This is a genomic window from Nocardiopsis nanhaiensis, assembly GCF_054778635.1.
This window is the reverse complement of record NZ_BAAGZJ010000002.1, coordinates 161,455-177,945: the sequence shown is the minus strand read 5'-3', so window position 1 is coordinate 177,945 and position 16,491 is coordinate 161,455. Positions and strand designations below refer to the sequence as shown.

The 16,491-nt window shown below is 71.3% G+C and carries 13 protein-coding genes; 11 read left to right on the top strand and 2 right to left on the bottom strand.

Annotation, left to right across the window (positions count from 1 at the left end):
• Window positions 1–5: 5 nt before the first annotated feature.
• The 10 genes from fabG (at window position 6) to ACYVD1_RS01650 (ending at window position 11,958) form a co-directional block, all read left to right on the top strand.
• Entirely contained in the window at window positions 6–746 is a 741-nt protein-coding gene (gene fabG / locus ACYVD1_RS01695) for a 3-oxoacyl-ACP reductase FabG (RefSeq protein WP_460766642.1), read from the top strand.
• Between the two features lie 69 nt (window positions 747–815).
• Entirely contained in the window at window positions 816–2,033 is a 1,218-nt protein-coding gene (locus tag ACYVD1_RS01690) for an acetyl-CoA C-acetyltransferase (RefSeq protein ID WP_460766637.1), read from the top strand.
• Entirely contained in the window at window positions 2,030–2,485 is a 456-nt protein-coding gene (locus ACYVD1_RS01685) for a MaoC family dehydratase (protein WP_460766632.1), read from the top strand. The genes ACYVD1_RS01690 and ACYVD1_RS01685 overlap by 4 nt, the downstream gene beginning before the upstream one ends.
• 78 nt (window positions 2,486–2,563) lie before the next feature.
• Complete coding sequence (locus ACYVD1_RS01680) at window positions 2,564–3,757, top strand: acyl-CoA dehydrogenase family protein (protein ID WP_460766625.1); 1,194 nt, start codon at window positions 2,564–2,566, stop codon at window positions 3,755–3,757.
• A 204-nt stretch (window positions 3,758–3,961) separates the two neighbouring features.
• A complete protein-coding gene (locus ACYVD1_RS01675) occupies window positions 3,962–5,560 on the top strand; it encodes an ABC transporter substrate-binding protein (protein WP_460766622.1) in 1,599 nt (532 codons plus the stop codon).
• Window positions 5,560–6,516 (top strand): ABC transporter permease, encoded by a 957-nt coding sequence (locus tag ACYVD1_RS01670; RefSeq protein WP_460766617.1) that lies wholly within the window; start codon window positions 5,560–5,562, stop codon window positions 6,514–6,516. The genes ACYVD1_RS01675 and ACYVD1_RS01670 overlap by 1 nt, the downstream gene beginning before the upstream one ends.
• Window positions 6,516–7,418, top strand: a complete 903-nt coding sequence (locus ACYVD1_RS01665; RefSeq protein ID WP_460766613.1) for an ABC transporter permease — start codon at window positions 6,516–6,518, stop codon at window positions 7,416–7,418. Before ACYVD1_RS01670 ends, ACYVD1_RS01665 begins: the two co-directional genes overlap by 1 nt.
• The gene (locus tag ACYVD1_RS01660) at window positions 7,415–9,274 is read left to right on the top strand and encodes a dipeptide ABC transporter ATP-binding protein (RefSeq protein ID WP_460766610.1); all 1,860 of its coding nucleotides are present in this window, start codon (window positions 7,415–7,417) and stop codon (window positions 9,272–9,274) included. Before ACYVD1_RS01665 ends, ACYVD1_RS01660 begins: the two co-directional genes overlap by 4 nt.
• A 27-nt stretch (window positions 9,275–9,301) precedes the next feature.
• Window positions 9,302–11,299 carry a CocE/NonD family hydrolase gene (locus tag ACYVD1_RS01655; protein WP_460766606.1) on the top strand — a complete coding sequence of 666 codons (1,998 nt, stop codon included), beginning with the start codon at window positions 9,302–9,304 and terminating at the stop codon, window positions 11,297–11,299.
• Window positions 11,296–11,958, top strand: coding sequence for a TetR/AcrR family transcriptional regulator (locus ACYVD1_RS01650; RefSeq protein WP_460766603.1), 663 nt, complete (start codon window positions 11,296–11,298; stop codon window positions 11,956–11,958). The genes ACYVD1_RS01655 and ACYVD1_RS01650 overlap by 4 nt, the downstream gene beginning before the upstream one ends.
• Here ACYVD1_RS01650 and ACYVD1_RS01645 read toward each other — a convergent pair.
• The gene (locus ACYVD1_RS01645; protein ID WP_460766600.1) at window positions 11,924–12,916 is read right to left on the bottom strand and encodes an AraC family transcriptional regulator; all 993 of its coding nucleotides are present in this window, start codon (window positions 12,914–12,916) and stop codon (window positions 11,924–11,926) included. The two genes, ACYVD1_RS01650 and ACYVD1_RS01645, sit on opposite strands and share 35 nt — an antisense overlap.
• 119 nt (window positions 12,917–13,035) lie before the next feature.
• Here ACYVD1_RS01645 and ACYVD1_RS01640 point away from each other — a divergent pair, with 119 nt between their 5' ends.
• Window positions 13,036–15,153, top strand: a complete 2,118-nt coding sequence (locus tag ACYVD1_RS01640) for an alpha-L-rhamnosidase C-terminal domain-containing protein (protein ID WP_460766596.1) — start codon at window positions 13,036–13,038, stop codon at window positions 15,151–15,153.
• Here ACYVD1_RS01640 and ACYVD1_RS01635 read toward each other — a convergent pair.
• The gene (locus ACYVD1_RS01635; protein WP_460766593.1) at window positions 15,139–16,458 is read right to left on the bottom strand and encodes a YjiH family protein; all 1,320 of its coding nucleotides are present in this window, start codon (window positions 16,456–16,458) and stop codon (window positions 15,139–15,141) included. The genes ACYVD1_RS01640 and ACYVD1_RS01635 overlap by 15 nt on opposite strands.
• Window positions 16,459–16,491 lie beyond the last annotated feature (33 nt).

Here is a 16,491-nt window from a genome sequence, read left to right as displayed (position 1 = left end):
ACACCATGACACTGTTGGAGGGCCGCACCGCGGTCGTCACCGGAGGAGCCCAGGGCATCGGCCTCGCCGTGGCACACGAGTTCGTCTCCCATGGAGCCCGGGTGGTCATCGGCGACGTCGACGCCGACCGCGCCGCCGAGGCCGCCGCCGAACTCGGAGGGCCGGACACGGCCCGCGGGGTCGCCTGCGATGTCACCCGCGCCGACGAGGTCGAGGCCGCGGTCGCCCTGGCCGTCGAGCGGTTCGGCAGCCTGGACATCATGGTCAACAACGCGGGCATCACCCGCGACGCCACCATGCGCAAGATGACCGAGGAGCAGTTCGACCAGGTCATCGCGGTGCACCTCAAGGGTTGCTGGAACGGCACCCGGCTGGCCGCGGCCGTCATGCGCGAACAGGGAAGCGGGTCGATCGTCAATATCTCCTCCCTGTCGGGCAAGGCCGGCATGGTCGGCCAGACCAACTACTCCGCCGCCAAGGCCGGAATCGTGGGCATGACCAAGGCGTCCGCGAAGGAGCTCGCCCACCGCGGCGTCCGGGTCAACGCGATCCAGCCCGGACTGATCCGGTCGGCGATGACTGAAGCCATGCCCCAGAAGGCGTGGGATCAGAAGATGTCCGAAATCCCGATGGGCCGTCCCGGCGAACCCGCCGAGGTCGCCGCGGTCTGTACCTTCTATGCCTCCGACCTGTCCTCGTACATGACCGGCACGGTCTCCGAGGTCACCGGCGGACGGTTCATGTAGATGGGCACCGATACGACCGCCGGCCCCGGCAAGGACCCCGCCGACCCACCACCACGAAAGGTGCGCCCCATGCGTGATGTCGTCATCTGCGAACCCGTCCGGACACCGATCGGCCGCTACGGCGGCGTCTTCAAGAGCGTCACGGCGGTCGATCTCGGCGCTCAGGCACTCCGGGGACTCTTGGAGCGCACCGGCCTCGATCCGGCGGAGGTCGACGACGTCATCCTGGGCCACTGCAACGGCAACAGCGAGGCACCGGCGATCGGCCGCGTCGTCGCGCTCGACGCGGGCCTGCCGGTCACCGTGCCCGGCCAACACCTCGACCGCCGCTGCGGATCCGGGCTGCAGTCGGTACTCAACGCCGCCATGGGTGTGCTCAGCGGAGCCCAGGACCTCGTGGTCGCCGGCGGCGTGGAGAGCATGAGCAACGCGGTGTTCTACTCGACCGACATGCGCTGGGGCGGGGCCAAGGGCGGGATCCGTGTCCACGACGGGCTCGTCCGCGCCCGGGAGACCGCAGGAGGGTCGCACTACCCCGTGCCCGGCGGCATGATCGAGACCGCTGAGAACCTGCGCGCGGAGTACGGTATCCCCCGCTCTGAACAGGACGAACTCGCCGTGGCGTCGCACGCCCGAGCCGTGGCCGCCCAGCACTCGGGCGTCTACGCGGAGGAGATCGTGCCGGTCACGGTCCGCGGCCGCAAGGGCGAAACCGTGGTCGACACCGACGAGCACCCGCGCGCCGACACCACCCTGGAGAGCCTGTCCGGGCTCAAACCGATCATGGGGGCCCAGGACCCCGACGCCACGGTGACGGCGGGTAACGCCAGCGGTCAGAACGACGCCGCCGCCCTGTGCGTGGTCACCACCGGGGACAGGGCCGCGCAACTGGGGCTGCGGCCGCTGGTCCGCCTGCGCACCTGGGCCGCGGCCGGTGTGGCACCCAAGGTGATGGGCATCGGCCCCGTGCCCGCCACCGCCCGCGCCCTCGATCAGGCCGGGCTGGACCTGGCCGACATCGACGTCGTCGAGCTCAACGAGGCCTTCGCCGCCCAGGCGCTCGCCGTGATGCGGGAGTGGAAGTTCACCCCCAAGGACCTGGAGCGCACCAACGTCCACGGCTCCGGGATCTCCCTGGGACACCCGGTGGGCGCTACCGGCACCCGCATGGTCGGCACGCTCGCCCGCGAGCTCGACCGGAGCGGCGGAAGGTACGGCCTCGCCACGATGTGCATCGGCGGCGGCCAAGGGCTGGCCGCCGTGTTCGAGGCGGTGGACCCCCGATGACGCGCAGGATCACCGGTATCGACGAGGTCCGCGCCCTGATCGGCGCGGACCTCGCCCCGGGGCCGTGGCTGACCGTCGACCAGGAGCGCGTGGACCGGTTCGCCGAGGCCACCGGCGACCACCAGTGGATCCACGTCGACCCCGAGCGCGCGGCGGCCGGACCCTACGGGGGCACCATCGCCCACGGCTACCTCACCCTGTCGCTCATCCCCGGGCTCGCCCTCCAGGTCTACGAGCTAGCGGTCGGGTCCGCCCGGGTCAACTACGGGGTCGACGCCGTACGCTTTCCCCAACCGGTCCCGGTCGGCGGCCGTGTCCGGCTCGCCGCCCGCTTCCTGGAGCTTGCGGAACGGGGCGGATCCCACCGGCTGCGCACCCGGTTCACGATCGAGATCGAGGGGCGGGACAAACCCGCCTGCGTGGCCGAGGGCATCACCCTCCTCCTACCCTGAACGACCCCGCCGGTCCGCGACCACGTACCACAGCGAACCCGCGACGCCGCCAACCCCCGACCCGAAGGAGCGCCCGCGATGGGCCGTCTCGTCACCACTGAAGGACTGACCGAGGAGCAGCAGGAGATCCTCCGGGTCGTCCGGCAGTTCGTGGACCGGGAGATCCTGCCGGTCGCGACCGAGCTGGAGCACAAGGACGAGTACCCCACCGACATCGTGGAGGGGCTCAAGGAGCTGGGGATCTTCGGTCTGACGATCCCCGAGGAGTACGGGGGGCTCGGTGAGTCGCTCCTGACCTACGCGCTGGTCGTGGAGGAGATCTCCCGGGGCTGGATGAGCGTCTCCGGGGTCATCAACACCCACTTCATCGTGGCCTACATGGTGATGCGGCACGGCACCGAGGAGCAGAAGAGGGACCTCCTGCCGCGGATGGCCGCCGGCGACCTGCGCGGGGCCTTCTCGATGTCGGAGCCCGCGCTGGGATCGGACGTGTCGGCGATCTCCACCAAGGCGACCGGGCTCGACGGCGGCCGGTACTCGATCACCGGCCAGAAGATGTGGCTCACCAACGGCGGATCCGCCAACCTCGTTGCGCTCCTGGTCAAGACCGACGAGGGCGCCGACTCCGTCTACCGGAACATGACCACGTTCCTGGTCGAGAAGGAGCCGGGCTTCGGCGAGACCGCCCAGGGCCTCACCGTCCCGGGCAAGATCGACAAGATGGGCTACAAGGGGGTCGACACCACCGAGCTCATCCTCGACGGGCACCGGATCGGCGCCGACCGGATCCTCGGCGGTACTCCGGGCCGGGGCTTCTACCAGATGATGGACGGCGTCGAGGTGGGCCGCGTCAACGTGGCGGCGCGGGCCGTCGGTGTGGCCAACCGGGCCTTCGAACTCGGCATCTCCTACGCGCAGCAGCGCGAGACCTTCGGCAAGGCGATCGCCGACCACCAGGCCGTGCTGTTCCGGATCGCGGAGATGGGCACCAAGGTCGAGGCCGGGCACGCCCTGGTCGTCAACGCTGCCCGGAAGAAGGACTCCGGTGAGCGCAACGACCTGGAGTCCGGCATGGCCAAGTACCTGGCCGCCGAGTACTGCCGCGACGTCGTGGAGGAGTCCTTCCGTATCCACGGCGGCTACGGGTACTCAAAGGAGTACGAGATCGAACGCCTGTACCGGGAGGCCCCGATGCTGCTCATCGGTGAGGGCACCGCGGACATCCAGCGCATGATTATCGGCCGCCGACTCCTGGAGGACTACCGGCTCTAGCCGGTCAGAATTCTCTTCGGGGAGCCGGGACACCCTGCCAGCACGGGTGTCCCGGCTCCTTTCGTGTGCGCACCCCCTCCGCGTCGCGCCGCGGGCGTTGAATCCTGGGGGCCGAACCACTATCGTTCAGTGGTCACCTTAATCGTTCACTGAACGATTAACCCGTTTCCGCCGAAACCGAGCCACGGACACTGAGGGGAAGCCATGCCGCGTCCACCGCGCCCCGCGGAAGACCCGCCGCGGATCCCGCGCAGAACCACACTGCTGGGCGGCGCGGGGGCGCTCGGCGCCGCCGTCCTGCTGCCCGGCTGCGGCACGGTCGGCAGGGAGGCGGCACCCCCGATCCCAGAGGGTGCGGCCACCGGTACCACCGCCGACGGCGGGGTACTGCGGATGGCGCGACCGCCCGCGTCGCAGGCCGAGACGCTCGACCCGGTCAGCTCGCTGTCGGCCTACGAGTACCTCGGCGCGCTGTACAACCGCCTGGTCCGCATGGACGAGGACGGCCAGGCGGTGCCCGACCTCGCCACGGAGTGGGAGTCGACCGAGGACGGCACCACCTGGACCTTCCGCCTGCGCGACGGCGTAACCTTCCACGACGGCACCCCGTTCACCTCGGCGGACGCCGCCTACACTCTGCGCCGCATCGTGGACCCCGAGCTCGCCTCGCCCCAGGGCACGGTCCTCGAGCCCCTGCTCGACCCGGGCCGGATCGGCACGCCGGAGCCGGGCGTACTGGTCGTCGAGCTCAAGGAACCCCACTTCGAGTTCCCCGCGCTCCTGACCAACTACCACTGCTACGTCGTCCCCGACGGCAGCGGCGACACGATCGGCGAGACCGGGATCGGCACGGGGCCGTTCCGCCTCGACGCCTTCTCTCCGGGAGGCCGTGGACGCGTGGTCGCCAACGGCGACCACTGGGAGGGCCCGCCCGTCCTGGACGCCGTCGACATGGTCTCGATGACCGACATCCAGGCCCGTACCAACGCCCTGCTGGCGGGGCAGGTCGACCTGATCTCCCAGACCAACCTGGACTTCGCCACCGCTCGCGTGGTCAAGGCGTCCGAGCGGGCCACCATCGCGCGCTCGGTCAACGCCCAGTGGTACGTCCTGCCGATGCTCACCACCGCGGAGCCCTTCACCGACCCCCGGGTGCGCCGGGCGATGAAGCACGCCTACGACCCACGGCACATCATCGACGTCGCACTCCAAGGCACCGGCGTGGTGGGCAACGACAACCCGGTCCCGCCCGAAACCCCCTACTGGACCGACCACGCCCTCGAACACGACCCTGACCGGGCGCGCGCACTACTCGCCGAGGCGGGCCGGGAGAACCTGCGGCTGGACCTGTACACCTCCAGCTACGACCCGGTGTTCACGCCGATGGCGCTGGCCTACCGTGACTCGGTGGCCGAGGCCGGGATCGACATCACCGTGCGCAACGCCTCCGCCGACTCCTACTACACCCAGATCTGGATGCAGCGGCCGCTGATGGCCACCTACTGGTACACCGGCCGCCCCGCCGACCAACTGCTCAACCAGGTCTTCCGCGGCGGCTCCTCCTACAACGAGACCGCGTGGTCCGACGAGGACTTCGACGCCCTCCTGGACGACGCCCGCCGGGCCGCCGACGAGGACCGCCGCCGCACCCTCTACGAGGACGCCCAGCGCCTGGTGGTGGACGAGGGCGGCGCGATCACCCCGATGTTCGCCGACCGCCTGGTCGGCCACTCCCGGGACGTCCTCAACTACCGCGAGACCGGGTTCGAGTTCGACTACCTCAACATCGGATTGAGGCCCTGATGCTGATCTACGTGACAAGAAGGCTGCTGTCCGCGGTCATCACCGTCCTCCTGGCCTCGGTCATGGTCTTCGCCGCCGTGCAGCTGCTGCCGGGCGACGTGGCCACCCAGGTGCTCGGCCAGGACGCCACCCCCGATGCGGTGGCCGCGCTGCGCGACCAGATGGACCTGAACCGCCCGGCCGCCCTGCGCTTCGTCGACTGGATCACCGGCGTGGTGCGCGGCGACTTCGGCGTCTCCCTGGTCTCCGGGGAGGCCGTGGCCGGAACCCTCTGGCTGCACCTGCGCAACACCATGCTGATCGCGGTGGCCACCGTCGCCGTCGCCGTCACCTCCTCCATCGTGCTGGGCGTGCTCGCGGGACTGTACCGGGACCGCTGGCCGGACACCGTGATCTCCGTGCTCACCCTGGTGGGGATGAGCGTCCCCGAGTTCGTCGTGGCGACCCTGCTCGTGCTCGCGCTGTCCATCACGATCCCCGTCCTGCCCGCCGTGGTCCTGGACGAGGCCTCCGCGCCCGTCGCCGACCTGCTGCCCGCGATCGTGCTCCCCACCATCGCGTTGTCAGTCGTCATGACCGCCTACATCGTGCGCATGACCAGGACCAGCGTCATCGACGTCATGGCCAGCGAGTTCGTCACCACCGCCCGGCTCAAGGGCATCAGCACCGCCCGGGTCGTGGTCCGCCACGCCCTGCCCAGCGCCCTGCTGCCCACGCTCAACGTGATCGCGATGAACGTCGCCTGGCTGGTCGGCGGGGTCGCCGTGGTGGAGAACGTCTTCAACTACCCCGGCATCGGCCAACTGATGCTGGAGTCCGTGCACAACCGCGACCTGCCGGTCCTCCAAGCCATCGCCGTGATCAGCGCCGTGGTGTACGTCCTGTGCAACCTCGCCGCCGACCTCGGGGCGATGGCGCTCAACCCGCGCCTGCGCACCGGTGAGAGGAGCTCCTGATGACCGAGCCACACCAGGGCGGGAGCGCACCGGGCGCCGCCGCGTCCTCGGCGCCCGGAACCCTGCGTCGGACGCTGCGCTCGCTGACCCGGTCCACGCCCGCGATGGCCGGCCTCGGCCTGGTCGCCCTGCACGTCCTGCTGGCCCTGCTCGCCCCGCTGATCACCCCGTACTCGCCCACCGCGAACGCACCCGACCAGGCGCTCCTGGGACCGAGCTCCGGGCACTGGGCGGGCACCGACGCCATGGGGCGCGACGTGCTCACCCGGGTGTTGTACGGCGGGCAGTACGCGCTGATGGTCTCGTTCGCCGCGACCGCCTGCGCGGTGGCCCTGGGCACCCTGCTCGGCTGCGTCACGGCGCTCCGGGGCGGCTGGTTCGACGACGCCCTGATGCGCGTGCTCGACGCGGTCCTGGCGATCCCGCCGATCCTGGCCCTGCTGGTGGTCGTCACCGTGCTCGGCGCCGGACCCGTGGTGATCGTCCTGGCGGTGACCATCGTCTACGCGCCCCAGGTGGTGCGCGTGGTCCGCGCAGCCGCACTGGGGGTGGCGCCCCTCGACTACGTGACAGCAGCCCGCGCACGCGGTGAGCGCACCCTGTCCATCCTCGCGCGCGAGGTGCTCCCCAACATCGCCAACGTCGTCTCCGTCGAGTTCGCCATGCGCGCCTCCTGGGTGGTCCTGCTCATCAGCTCGCTGTCGTTCCTGGGCTTCGGCGCCAACCCGCCGACCCCGGACTGGGGACTGATGGTCGCGGAGAACCGAACCGCCATGGTCGTGGTGCCGTGGGCGAGCCTGGCCCCGATCATCGCTCTGGCGACCCTGGTCGTCGGGTTGAACCTGTCCGCAGACGGCCTCGCCAAGGCGTGGGGCGTCGACCGCGCGAAGGAGAGCTCATGAGTACCGGTAACCCGCACGGCGCCGGCGACCGGGGCGACGCCGTGGTGAGGGTCGAGAACCTGTCCGTGGCCTACCGTTCGGGCGGCACCGACGTCACCGTCGTGCGCGAGGTTTCGTTCGAAGCCGCCGCGGGCGAGACCGTGGCCGTGGTCGGGGAGTCCGGAAGCGGCAAGTCCACCGTCGCCGGAACCCTGCTGGGCCACCTGCGGCACGGCTCCAAAGTCACCGGCGGCCGCGTGGAGGTCGTCGGCCGTGACGTGCTCTCCCTCGACGCAGCGGGCCTGCGGGGCCTACGCGCCAACGACGTCGCCTTGGTCGGTCAGAACGCGGGCAACGCCCTCACCCCCTCGATGCGGATCGGGCGGCAGATCGAGGAATCACTGCTGCCCCAAGGGCTGGCCCGCGAGCAGCGCCGCGCACGGGCCCGCGCCCTCGTGGCCAAAGTCGGGCTGCCCGACCCCGACGGCATCACCCGCCGCTATCCGCACCAGCTCTCGGGAGGCCAACAGCAGCGGGTCGCGATCGCCATGGCGCTGGCCACCGAACCCCGGGTGCTGGTCCTCGACGAGCCCACCACTGCATTGGACGTGGTCACCCAGGCCCGCATCCTGGACCTGGTCGCCGGGCTCAGTGACGAACTCGGACTGACATCGGTCCTGGTCAGCCACGACCTCGGTGTCGTGGCCCGGATGGCCGACCGGGTGGTGGTCATGCGCCGGGGCGAGGTCGTCGAAGCCGCTGACACCGCAGACCTGTTCGCCGACCCCCAGCACGCCTACACCCGCCACCTGCTCGCCAGCGTGCCCCGGATCGGCGACCGGGGACTGGCCGAGGTCGGCGAGGACGGTACCCGGACCGTGCGCTCGCGCGAGCCCGTCCCGGACGAGGCCCCCGAAGTGGTGTCGATGCGCGACGTCACCATCGACTACGGGCGCAACCGGGCCGTGGACGGGGTCACGCTCGGCCTGCGCCGCGGCGAGGTCCTCGCGCTGGTGGGGGAGTCGGGCAGCGGAAAGTCGACGCTGGCCTGGTCCCTGGCCGGACTGCGCGCACCCACCTCCGGCAGCATGCGGCTCCACGGCGGTACCGACAGCGGTAGCGGCACCGGCACCGACGGGGACCGCGGGAACGGGGCGGAGGGAGACCTGGCCACAGGGGCACGGGAGCGGCCCCTGGCCGTCCGGCGGCGGGTCCAGCTGGCCTTCCAGAACGCCGACACCTCCCTCAACCCGCGCCGCATCGTCCGCGACGCGGTCCGCAGGCCCCTGCGCTTCTTCGGGCTCGCCGAACGCTCCGACGCCGACGACCGCGCCCGCGAGCTGATCCGGGACGTGGCCCTGGACCCCGCCCTCTCCGACCGCCTGCCCGAACAGCTCTCCGGCGGCCAGCGCCAGCGCGTGGGCATCGCCCGCGCCCTGGCCGGCGACCCGCGCGTGGTGGTCGCCGACGAGGTCACCACCGCGCTGGACGTCTCCGTCCAGGCTTCGGTGCTGGCCCTCCTGGACGACCTGCGCGCCCAGCGCGACCTGGCGTTCGTCTTCATCAGCCACGACCTGGCGGTCGTCCGCGGAATCGCCGACCGGGTGGCGGTCATGCGCGACGGGCGCGTCGTGGAGGAGGGGCCCGTCGACGCGGTCTTCTCCGGACCCAACCACCCCTACACCCGCCGCCTCATGGAGGCGGTCCTGGAACCGGCGCGGGGCGGGGGCACCGCGCCGGTTCCCCCTATCGGAGCGGTAGCCGAGCGGATCTCCGCCGAGGCAGCCAGCGGGGCAGACGACCCCGTATGGATCGACCTGGGCGATGGACACCGCATCCGCCGCTGGGACCCGGACGGTCCCGCCGACGGAGCTTGACACCACGAACACCATGAACGGGGGAGCATGCGGTACCGCGAGGACTTCGACAGAGAGGTCGAGGTACGGGAGCACTGGATTCCGATGGCCGACGGCACACGGCTGCACGCGCGTGTCTGGCTGCCGGCCGACGCGCTGGCGGACCCGGTGCCCGCGCTGCTGGAGTACCTGCCCTACCGGAAGGGCGACTGGACTGCGCCGCGCGACGCCCAGCGCCACCCCTACTACGCGGGCCACGGCTACGCCTCGGTGCGGGTCGACCTGCGCGGGTCGGGCAACTCCGAAGGGGTGATGCGCGACGAGTACAGCGAGCAGGAGATCGACGACGGCGTCGCGGTCGTCGAATGGCTCGCCGCCCAGCCCTGGTGCACCGGCAGGGTCGGGATGTTCGGCATCTCCTGGGGCGGCTTCAACTCGCTCCAGATCGCCGCCCGGCGCCCCGAAGCGCTCAAAGCGATCGTCACCGTGTGTTCGGCCGACGACCGCTACGACAACGACGTGCACTACATCGGCGGCTCCGTCCTGGGCATCGACATGGCAGGGTGGTCAGGCACCATGCTGGCCTTCACCGCCCGCCCGCCGGACCCGACCGTGGTCGGCGACGCCTGGCTGCCCCAGTGGCGCGAACGCCTGGAGGTCCTTGAACCGTTCATCCACACCTGGCTGGACCACCAGGAACGCGACGACTACTGGCGGCACGGCAGCGTCTGCGAGGACTACTCCGCCATCGGCGCCGCCGTCCTGGCCGTCGGCGGCTGGGCCGATCCCTACCGTGACACCGTGCTGCGCCTGACCGAGCACCTGCCCGGACCGGTACGCGGCATCCTTGGCCCTTGGGCACACCAGTACCCCGACATCGCGCTGCCCCCGGGCCCGCACATCGGGTTCCTCCAGGAGACGGTGCGCTGGTGGGACCACTGGCTCAAGGACGCCGACAACGGCGCCATGGACACACCGCTCCTGCGCTCGTGGATGCAGGAGCCGGTCCCGCCCGCGACCGCCTACGAACAGCGCCCGGGCCGCTGGGCCACCGACGAGGCCTGGCCGTCGCCGTCCACCCGGTGGACCGAGCGCGTGCTCGGCGGCAACGCCCCCGTCCGGGTGCACAGCCCGCAGCACACCGGGGTCGACGCCGGCCGGTTCTTCCCCTACGGCAACGCCACCGACCTGCCGCCCGACCAGCGCGAGGAGGACGGTCGCTCGACCTGCTTCGACACCCGTCCGCTCACCGACCGTACCGAGATCCTGGGCCGCGCCCGCGTCCGGCTGCGCATGGACGCCGACCGGCCCAAGGGCACGGTGATCGTGCGGGTGTGCGACGTCGCCCCCGACGGAGCCTCCACCCTGGTCACCCGGGGCGTCATGAACCTGAGCAGCCGCCACGGCCGCGACCGCACCGTGCCTTGGGGCCCCGGGACACCCGAGGACGTCGAGGTGGAGCTGACCGGCACCGGTTACGCCTTTCCCGCCGGGCACCGGATCCGCGTCGCCGTCTCCACCGCCTACTGGCCGTGGGTGTGGCCCCAGCCCGACGACCCGGCCCTAACCGTCTGGCCCGCCGACAGCGCGCTGCTACTGCCCGAACGCCCCGAAGGCGCGGACGAGGGGCGGGCACCGGTCGTGTTCGAGGAGCCCGAACAGGCCGCCCCGCTGCCGATCGTGCGCGGTGCCTCCGGTGAGCGCCCGGAGCGCGTGGTCACCCACGACGTGGGCACCGGTGAGTGGGTGCTCGACGTCGACCCCAACTACGGGGGTTCGCGCACCTACCCGGACGGCCTCGTCTACACCGAGAAGGCCCGTGAGCGGTACCGCATCCGAGTCGACGACCCCCTGTCCGCCGTGGCAGGATCCGACTGGGAAATCAGCCTGTACCGGGAGGGATGGGACGTATTGGTGCGGACGTCCAGTGAGCTCACCGCCACCGCCGACCACTTCGTCGTGCACAGCACACTGGAGGCGTTCAGCGGGGGAGAGGTCGTCACTACCAAGGAGTGGCGCCGGGAGATCCCCAGGACCGCGGGATGACCGCCGAACCCCGGGGCACCGACCCCCGGAGCGGACCCAAGCGCAGAGCCGTGGCACCCGACAAGCGCACCCGGCAGCCCACCGAGGTCCGCAGGAGACTCATCCTGGAGGCCGCGGTGCCGCTGGTCGCCGAGCACGGTGCCGGCGGGGTGAGCCTGCGCGACATCGCCCGAGCGGCCGGGGTGTCGGTCGGAACGGTCACGTACCACTTCGCCGGGGTCAAGGAGATCATCAGCGAGGCGGTGTCGATCGAGATCGACGGCTACTACCGGCCGCTGGGCGAGCGGATGCTCGCCCTGCCCACGGCGTCCGAGGGCCTGGAAGCCCTGGTCGAGGGCGTGTTCACCATCGAGACCGACCGGCACTGGCGGTTGTGGTTCGACAGCTGGGCCTCGTCGGCCAGCCTGGCCCCGGACTCGCGCCAGCACCGCCGCTACGAGGACTGGTCGGCCAGTGTCGCCCGGCTGATCAGCCGCGGGCGCGACTCCGGGGAGTTCCACTGCCCGGACGTGGAGGAGACCACCACCCGCTTCAACGCGCTGGTCGACGGCCTGGCGCTGCGGCGCCTGCGCGGGGCACCCCCGCTGTCCCTGGACCAGGCCCGGGCCCACCTGCGCCGCTTCCTCACCTCGGAACTCGGGTTGGCCCAAGGGCTGTGACACCGGTTCCGAGGGACCGCCGGAACCGTCCGGGCGCGGCACCGTAGGCACGCCGGAACGCCCGGGAGAAGGCGAAGGGCGAGGTGTAGCCCACGCGCGCGGCCACCGCCTCCACCGGCAGATCCGTGTCCCGGAGCAGTCCCCGGGCGGTGTTCAGCCGCCACCAGGCCACGTAGGCCATCGGCGGCTGGCCCGCCAAGGCGGTGAACCTGCGTGCGAAGGTCGCCCTGGACATCCGTGCCGCCGCGGCCAGAGCCGCCACGGTCCACGGACGAGCCGGGTCGCCGTGCACCGCGGCAAGGGCCGCACCGACCCCCGGGTCGGCCAGCGCCCGGGCCCACCCGTCGGGGGCCTCGCCCTCGGCCCTCTCCTCCAGGCAGGCGCGCAGCGTGTACAGGAGGAGGGCGTCGAGGAGCAGGGCCACCAGCGCGTCCGTGCCAGGGCGGGCGGTCGCGGTCTCCTCCCCGAGTACGGCCAGCACCCGCTCCAAGCGGGGCTCGCGGCCTTCGGAGGTCCGTACCCGTACGTGCTCGGGGAGGGCGGACAGGAGCGGGTGCGTGCGTTCCCGGTCCAGCCGGTAGCCGCCGCAGACGAGCACGGTGGAGGGCCCAGAACCGGGGACGGCGGGCGCACCGAGGGCCCCGAAGGTGTGCCGCCCGAACCCGCCGCCCGTATCGGGACGTGCTTCCTCCAAGGTCTCCGTCGGAGGATCCGGGGTGTCGCCGAGGCCGTAGCCGCCGCCGTGCGGGGACAGCACCACATCGCCCGGCCCGAGGCGCTCGGGTGGCTCGCCGTCCTCCGGGAACATCCAGCACCCACCGCTCAGGACGGAGAGGAACCCGGCCACGTCGGGATCGCCCGGCATCCACCACCCCCAGCTGCTTCCGCGCAACTCGACGCGGGCGCCGCCGGGGATGCCCGCACGCATCGATTCCACGACGTCGCTAAGGAGGTCCATGCCCGGAGTCTAGACCCGATGAGCGTCTGGGGTAGGGAAAGCAGACTCTAAAGCATGGAACGTCTCATCAGCACTTCCTAGGGTCGTCGGTATCCGATCCGAACAGTCGAGGAGACACCGTGCGCACCGCTGAGGAACTCTCCCGTACGCCAGTGGCCGAGGATCCCGCCTGGCGGGACCTGGTGGTCCTGTCCGAATCCCCGTTCGTGGCGCCGACCGCCGTCACCGTGGAAGGCGACCCGGCGGGCGCACCCGAACCGGAACGCCTCACCACCGAAGGCGGACAGCCGCTCGTGCTGCGGACCGACCGTCGGCACGGCACCGGCGTCGTCGTGGATCTGGGCCAGCTCGCCATGGGCTACCTGGAAGTGGCGGTCGAGCACGTGTCCGGGGCGCCGCTGCGGGTGGCGCACGCCCAGTTCCGTGACCAGCTCTCCCACGAAGGCGACGGACTGGCGGCCTTCTTCGGTACCGACGCCAAGCCGTGGGAAAGGGTCGACGTGTTCGCTCCGGTCGCCCGGCCGACCGTGCTGAGCAGCGAGGGCAAGCGCGAGACCCGCTACCTGCTCCTGACCCTCGACGGCCCGGGGGAGGCGGTGATCGACCACGTCCGGATCCGGTCCACCATCTATCCGGTGGTCCGGGACGGCTACTTCCTCTCCAGCGACGACCTGCTCAACCGGGCCTGGCACAACAGCGCGCACACCGGCGACCTGGCGTCGGTCAGCGAGGACAGCGCGCTCCCCGGCGCACCCAAGGGACCTACCCCCTGGATGCTCACGACCCCCTTCGACCGAGTGCTCTTCATGGGCGACCTCCACATGCAGGCACTGGCCGGATACCAGCAGAGCGGCGACTACCGGTGGCTCGTGCGCAACTCCCTGCGCCAGTACGGGTGGGTGCAGAACCCCGACGGGTCGCTTCCCACGGGCGTCTCACACCTGGTGCACGGCGACCCCGGCGACCCCGGGCCGCCCAACGGGTGGCGCGTACCGGAGAACGGGCCGGAGCCCGACCTGGCACTGGGATGGGTGAACGAGGGCGTCTCCCTGTTCCGTGACATCAGTATCCACAGCTTCACCGCCTTCTGGGTCGCGTCCCTGGCCGACCACCACCTGTACACGGGGGACACGCCCTTCGTCCGCGCACTGCTTCCGGTCGCCCGCAGGGCGGTGGCCTTCCTGGAAGCACGCACCGACGCCGACGGCCTCTTCCGCGAGGAACAGGACCGTCGGACCGACCCGGAGGCAGCCCTGGCGGTGGTCGCGAACTGGTCTCCGCTCGACCTGGCCGCCGGCGTCGACTCCCTGACCAACGCGGTCTACTACGACGCCCTCAGGGGGCTGGCCGCCCTTGAGCGCGACGCAGCCGACGACCCGGCCGCCGCTGAGCGCTGGACCGCCAAGGCCGAGAAGGTGCGCGCTGCCCTCGTCGCCCGCCTGTGGGACGAGCGGGCCGGAGCCCTGGTGCTCAACACCGACGACCCCACCCGGGACCACTCCGGCGACGCCAACGCGGGCAACCTCGTGTTCGGCACACTGGACCATGGGGATGCCAGGCGGGTCATGCACTTCCTGGGCACCGAGCTGGCCACCCCGTACGGCACCCGCTCCAGCGAGTTCGAGGACAATCCCTATCGGGCCTCGGACATCCAGGGCTACATCCAGGCCCTGGAAGCTCTGGGCCGGGTCCGGTACGGCGACGTCCAGGGCGCCCTGGCCCTGATCCGCCGCTGGTGGGGTCACATGCTCGACGGAGGGCCGGGCACCGGCTGGTTCTCCTGGAACACCGACGGCACCCGCGAGCGCGGCGAATACGCCAGCACCCCCTGGACCACCGCGGTCCCCGCGCTCGGCGAGGGCGTCCTGGGGGTGCGCCCCACCGCGCCCGGGTTCCGCCGCTGGCGGGTGGCACCGCAGCTCGCGGACCTCGCTTGGGCGCAGGGCAGGGTGCCGACGCCGGGCGGGGGCCTGGCGGTGCGCTGGAAGCGGGACGAGGACTCGTTCAGGCTCACCGTGGAGCCCTCCGGGGGCGAGGGCGAGGTCGTGGTGCCGCTGTCCGGCCGGGACCGGAGGATCGCCGTGGACGGCGTGGTGCTCTGGGACGGCGCTCGCGCGACGGACGCGGCCGGTTCGGAGAGCACCGGTACGGGGGTGCCCCGCCTCTCCGGTGACGGTGTCGTGTTCCCCGGGGTCCGAGGACCGCACACCTTCGCTTGGTCCCTAGAGGCCCACTAGCAGGTAGGCGAGCGGGCCGGCGATGAGGATGCTCAGAATGACCCGCTGGAACCAGATCACCACGAGCTGACCCACCGTCAGCGGGATCTTGGTGGCCAGGACACAGGGGACCAGGGCGGAGAAGAAGACGATCGCGGAGACGGACACGACGCCCACCACGAGCCGGAGCACCAGGTCCTCGTGCCCGGCGGCCACCGTGGCGGGCAGGAACACCTCCGCGATACCGACCGAGACGGCCCTGGCCGCCAGCTCCGGGTCGGAGAGCCGTACCAGCCAGGTGAAGGGCAGGAACACGTAGGCCAGAAGGTCGAAGACAGGGGTGAAGCGCTCCAGGATCAGACCCAGGGTGCCGACGGACATGATCGAGGGCAGGATCGCCATGGACATCCGCAGCCCGTCGCTGAAGTTCGTCCAGATGTTGCGCGGCAGGGAGGGCGCCGCTCCCAGCGTCTCCTTGGCCTTGCCCCAGGCGTGGCGGATCCGGTGTCCGGTGACCTCTTCTTCGGGTTGCGGCGCCGCGCCGGGGAACGGGGCGTCCGGGACGCGGCTCAGCGGCGGGATGCGCACGGCGACCGCGGTCACCGCGTAGGTCACGAAGAAGGTCAGGAAGAAGTAGGTCAGCCAGATCCCCATCAGGTCCAGCGTGTTCGCGATGACGACCATGAACGTCACCGAGACCGTGGAGAAGCCGACCGCGATGATGGCGGCCTCCCTGCCCGTGTACGTCCCGGACCGGTAGACGCGGTCGGTGATGAGCAGCCCCAGGGAGTAGCTGCCGACGAACGAGGCCGCGGCGTCGACCGCCGACCGGCCCGGTGTGCGCCACACGGGCCGCATGACGGGCTGCAGGAGCACACCGACGAAATCCATCAGGCCGTATCCCACCAGGAGCGCAAGGAAGATCGCACCGACGGGGACCAGCAGGCCGACGTTGACGGCGACGCTGTCGAACAGGAAGGGGGCCAGGTCCTCGTCCAGGAACCAGGCAGGGCCGACCTCCAGGACCACCATGGACGCGGCGACCAGCCCCACGATGTTGAGCAGGGCGAACACGAACTGCACCCGGGTGCTCCGCCAACGGCCGGTGGTGAAGGGCAGTACGGTCCCAGCGGCGATGATGAGCCAGATGACGTAGGGAAGGGCCGGCCCGAGCCCGGACTGGATGAGGGTGACCAGGTGGTCCAGCGGAATGGCGCTCTCCCCGGCGAAGGTCACCGGGACGAAGAACATGAAGATCCCGATGCCGCTGTAGACAACGAGGCGCCAAGGCGCGACGGCTCTGACGGCTGTGGCGTTCTCGCTCACGTGGGCTGCTCCTGCCTCCTGGGGTGGATTTCC

What these genes read in the sequence shown, in the direction of transcription:
- ACYVD1_RS01675 (WP_460766622.1), top strand. Translation starts at nt 3,962, where the DNA reads ATGCCGCGTCCACCGCGCCCCGCGGAAGACCCGCCGCGGATCCCGCGC.
- fabG (WP_460766642.1), top strand. Translation starts at nt 6, where the DNA reads ATGACACTGTTGGAGGGCCGCACCGCGGTCGTCACCGGAGGAGCCCAG.
- ACYVD1_RS01690 (WP_460766637.1), top strand. Translation starts at nt 816, where the DNA reads ATGCGTGATGTCGTCATCTGCGAACCCGTCCGGACACCGATCGGCCGC.
- ACYVD1_RS01685 (WP_460766632.1), top strand. Translation starts at nt 2,030, where the DNA reads ATGACGCGCAGGATCACCGGTATCGACGAGGTCCGCGCCCTGATCGGC.
- ACYVD1_RS01670 (WP_460766617.1), top strand. Translation starts at nt 5,560, where the DNA reads ATGCTGATCTACGTGACAAGAAGGCTGCTGTCCGCGGTCATCACCGTC.
- ACYVD1_RS01655 (WP_460766606.1), top strand. Translation starts at nt 9,302, where the DNA reads ATGCGGTACCGCGAGGACTTCGACAGAGAGGTCGAGGTACGGGAGCAC.
- ACYVD1_RS01680 (WP_460766625.1), top strand. Translation starts at nt 2,564, where the DNA reads ATGGGCCGTCTCGTCACCACTGAAGGACTGACCGAGGAGCAGCAGGAG.
- ACYVD1_RS01665 (WP_460766613.1), top strand. Translation starts at nt 6,516, where the DNA reads ATGACCGAGCCACACCAGGGCGGGAGCGCACCGGGCGCCGCCGCGTCC.
- ACYVD1_RS01660 (WP_460766610.1), top strand. Translation starts at nt 7,415, where the DNA reads ATGAGTACCGGTAACCCGCACGGCGCCGGCGACCGGGGCGACGCCGTG.
- ACYVD1_RS01645 (WP_460766600.1), bottom strand. Translation starts at nt 12,916, where the DNA reads ATGGACCTCCTTAGCGACGTCGTGGAATCGATGCGTGCGGGCATCCCC.
- ACYVD1_RS01650 (WP_460766603.1), top strand. Translation starts at nt 11,296, where the DNA reads ATGACCGCCGAACCCCGGGGCACCGACCCCCGGAGCGGACCCAAGCGC.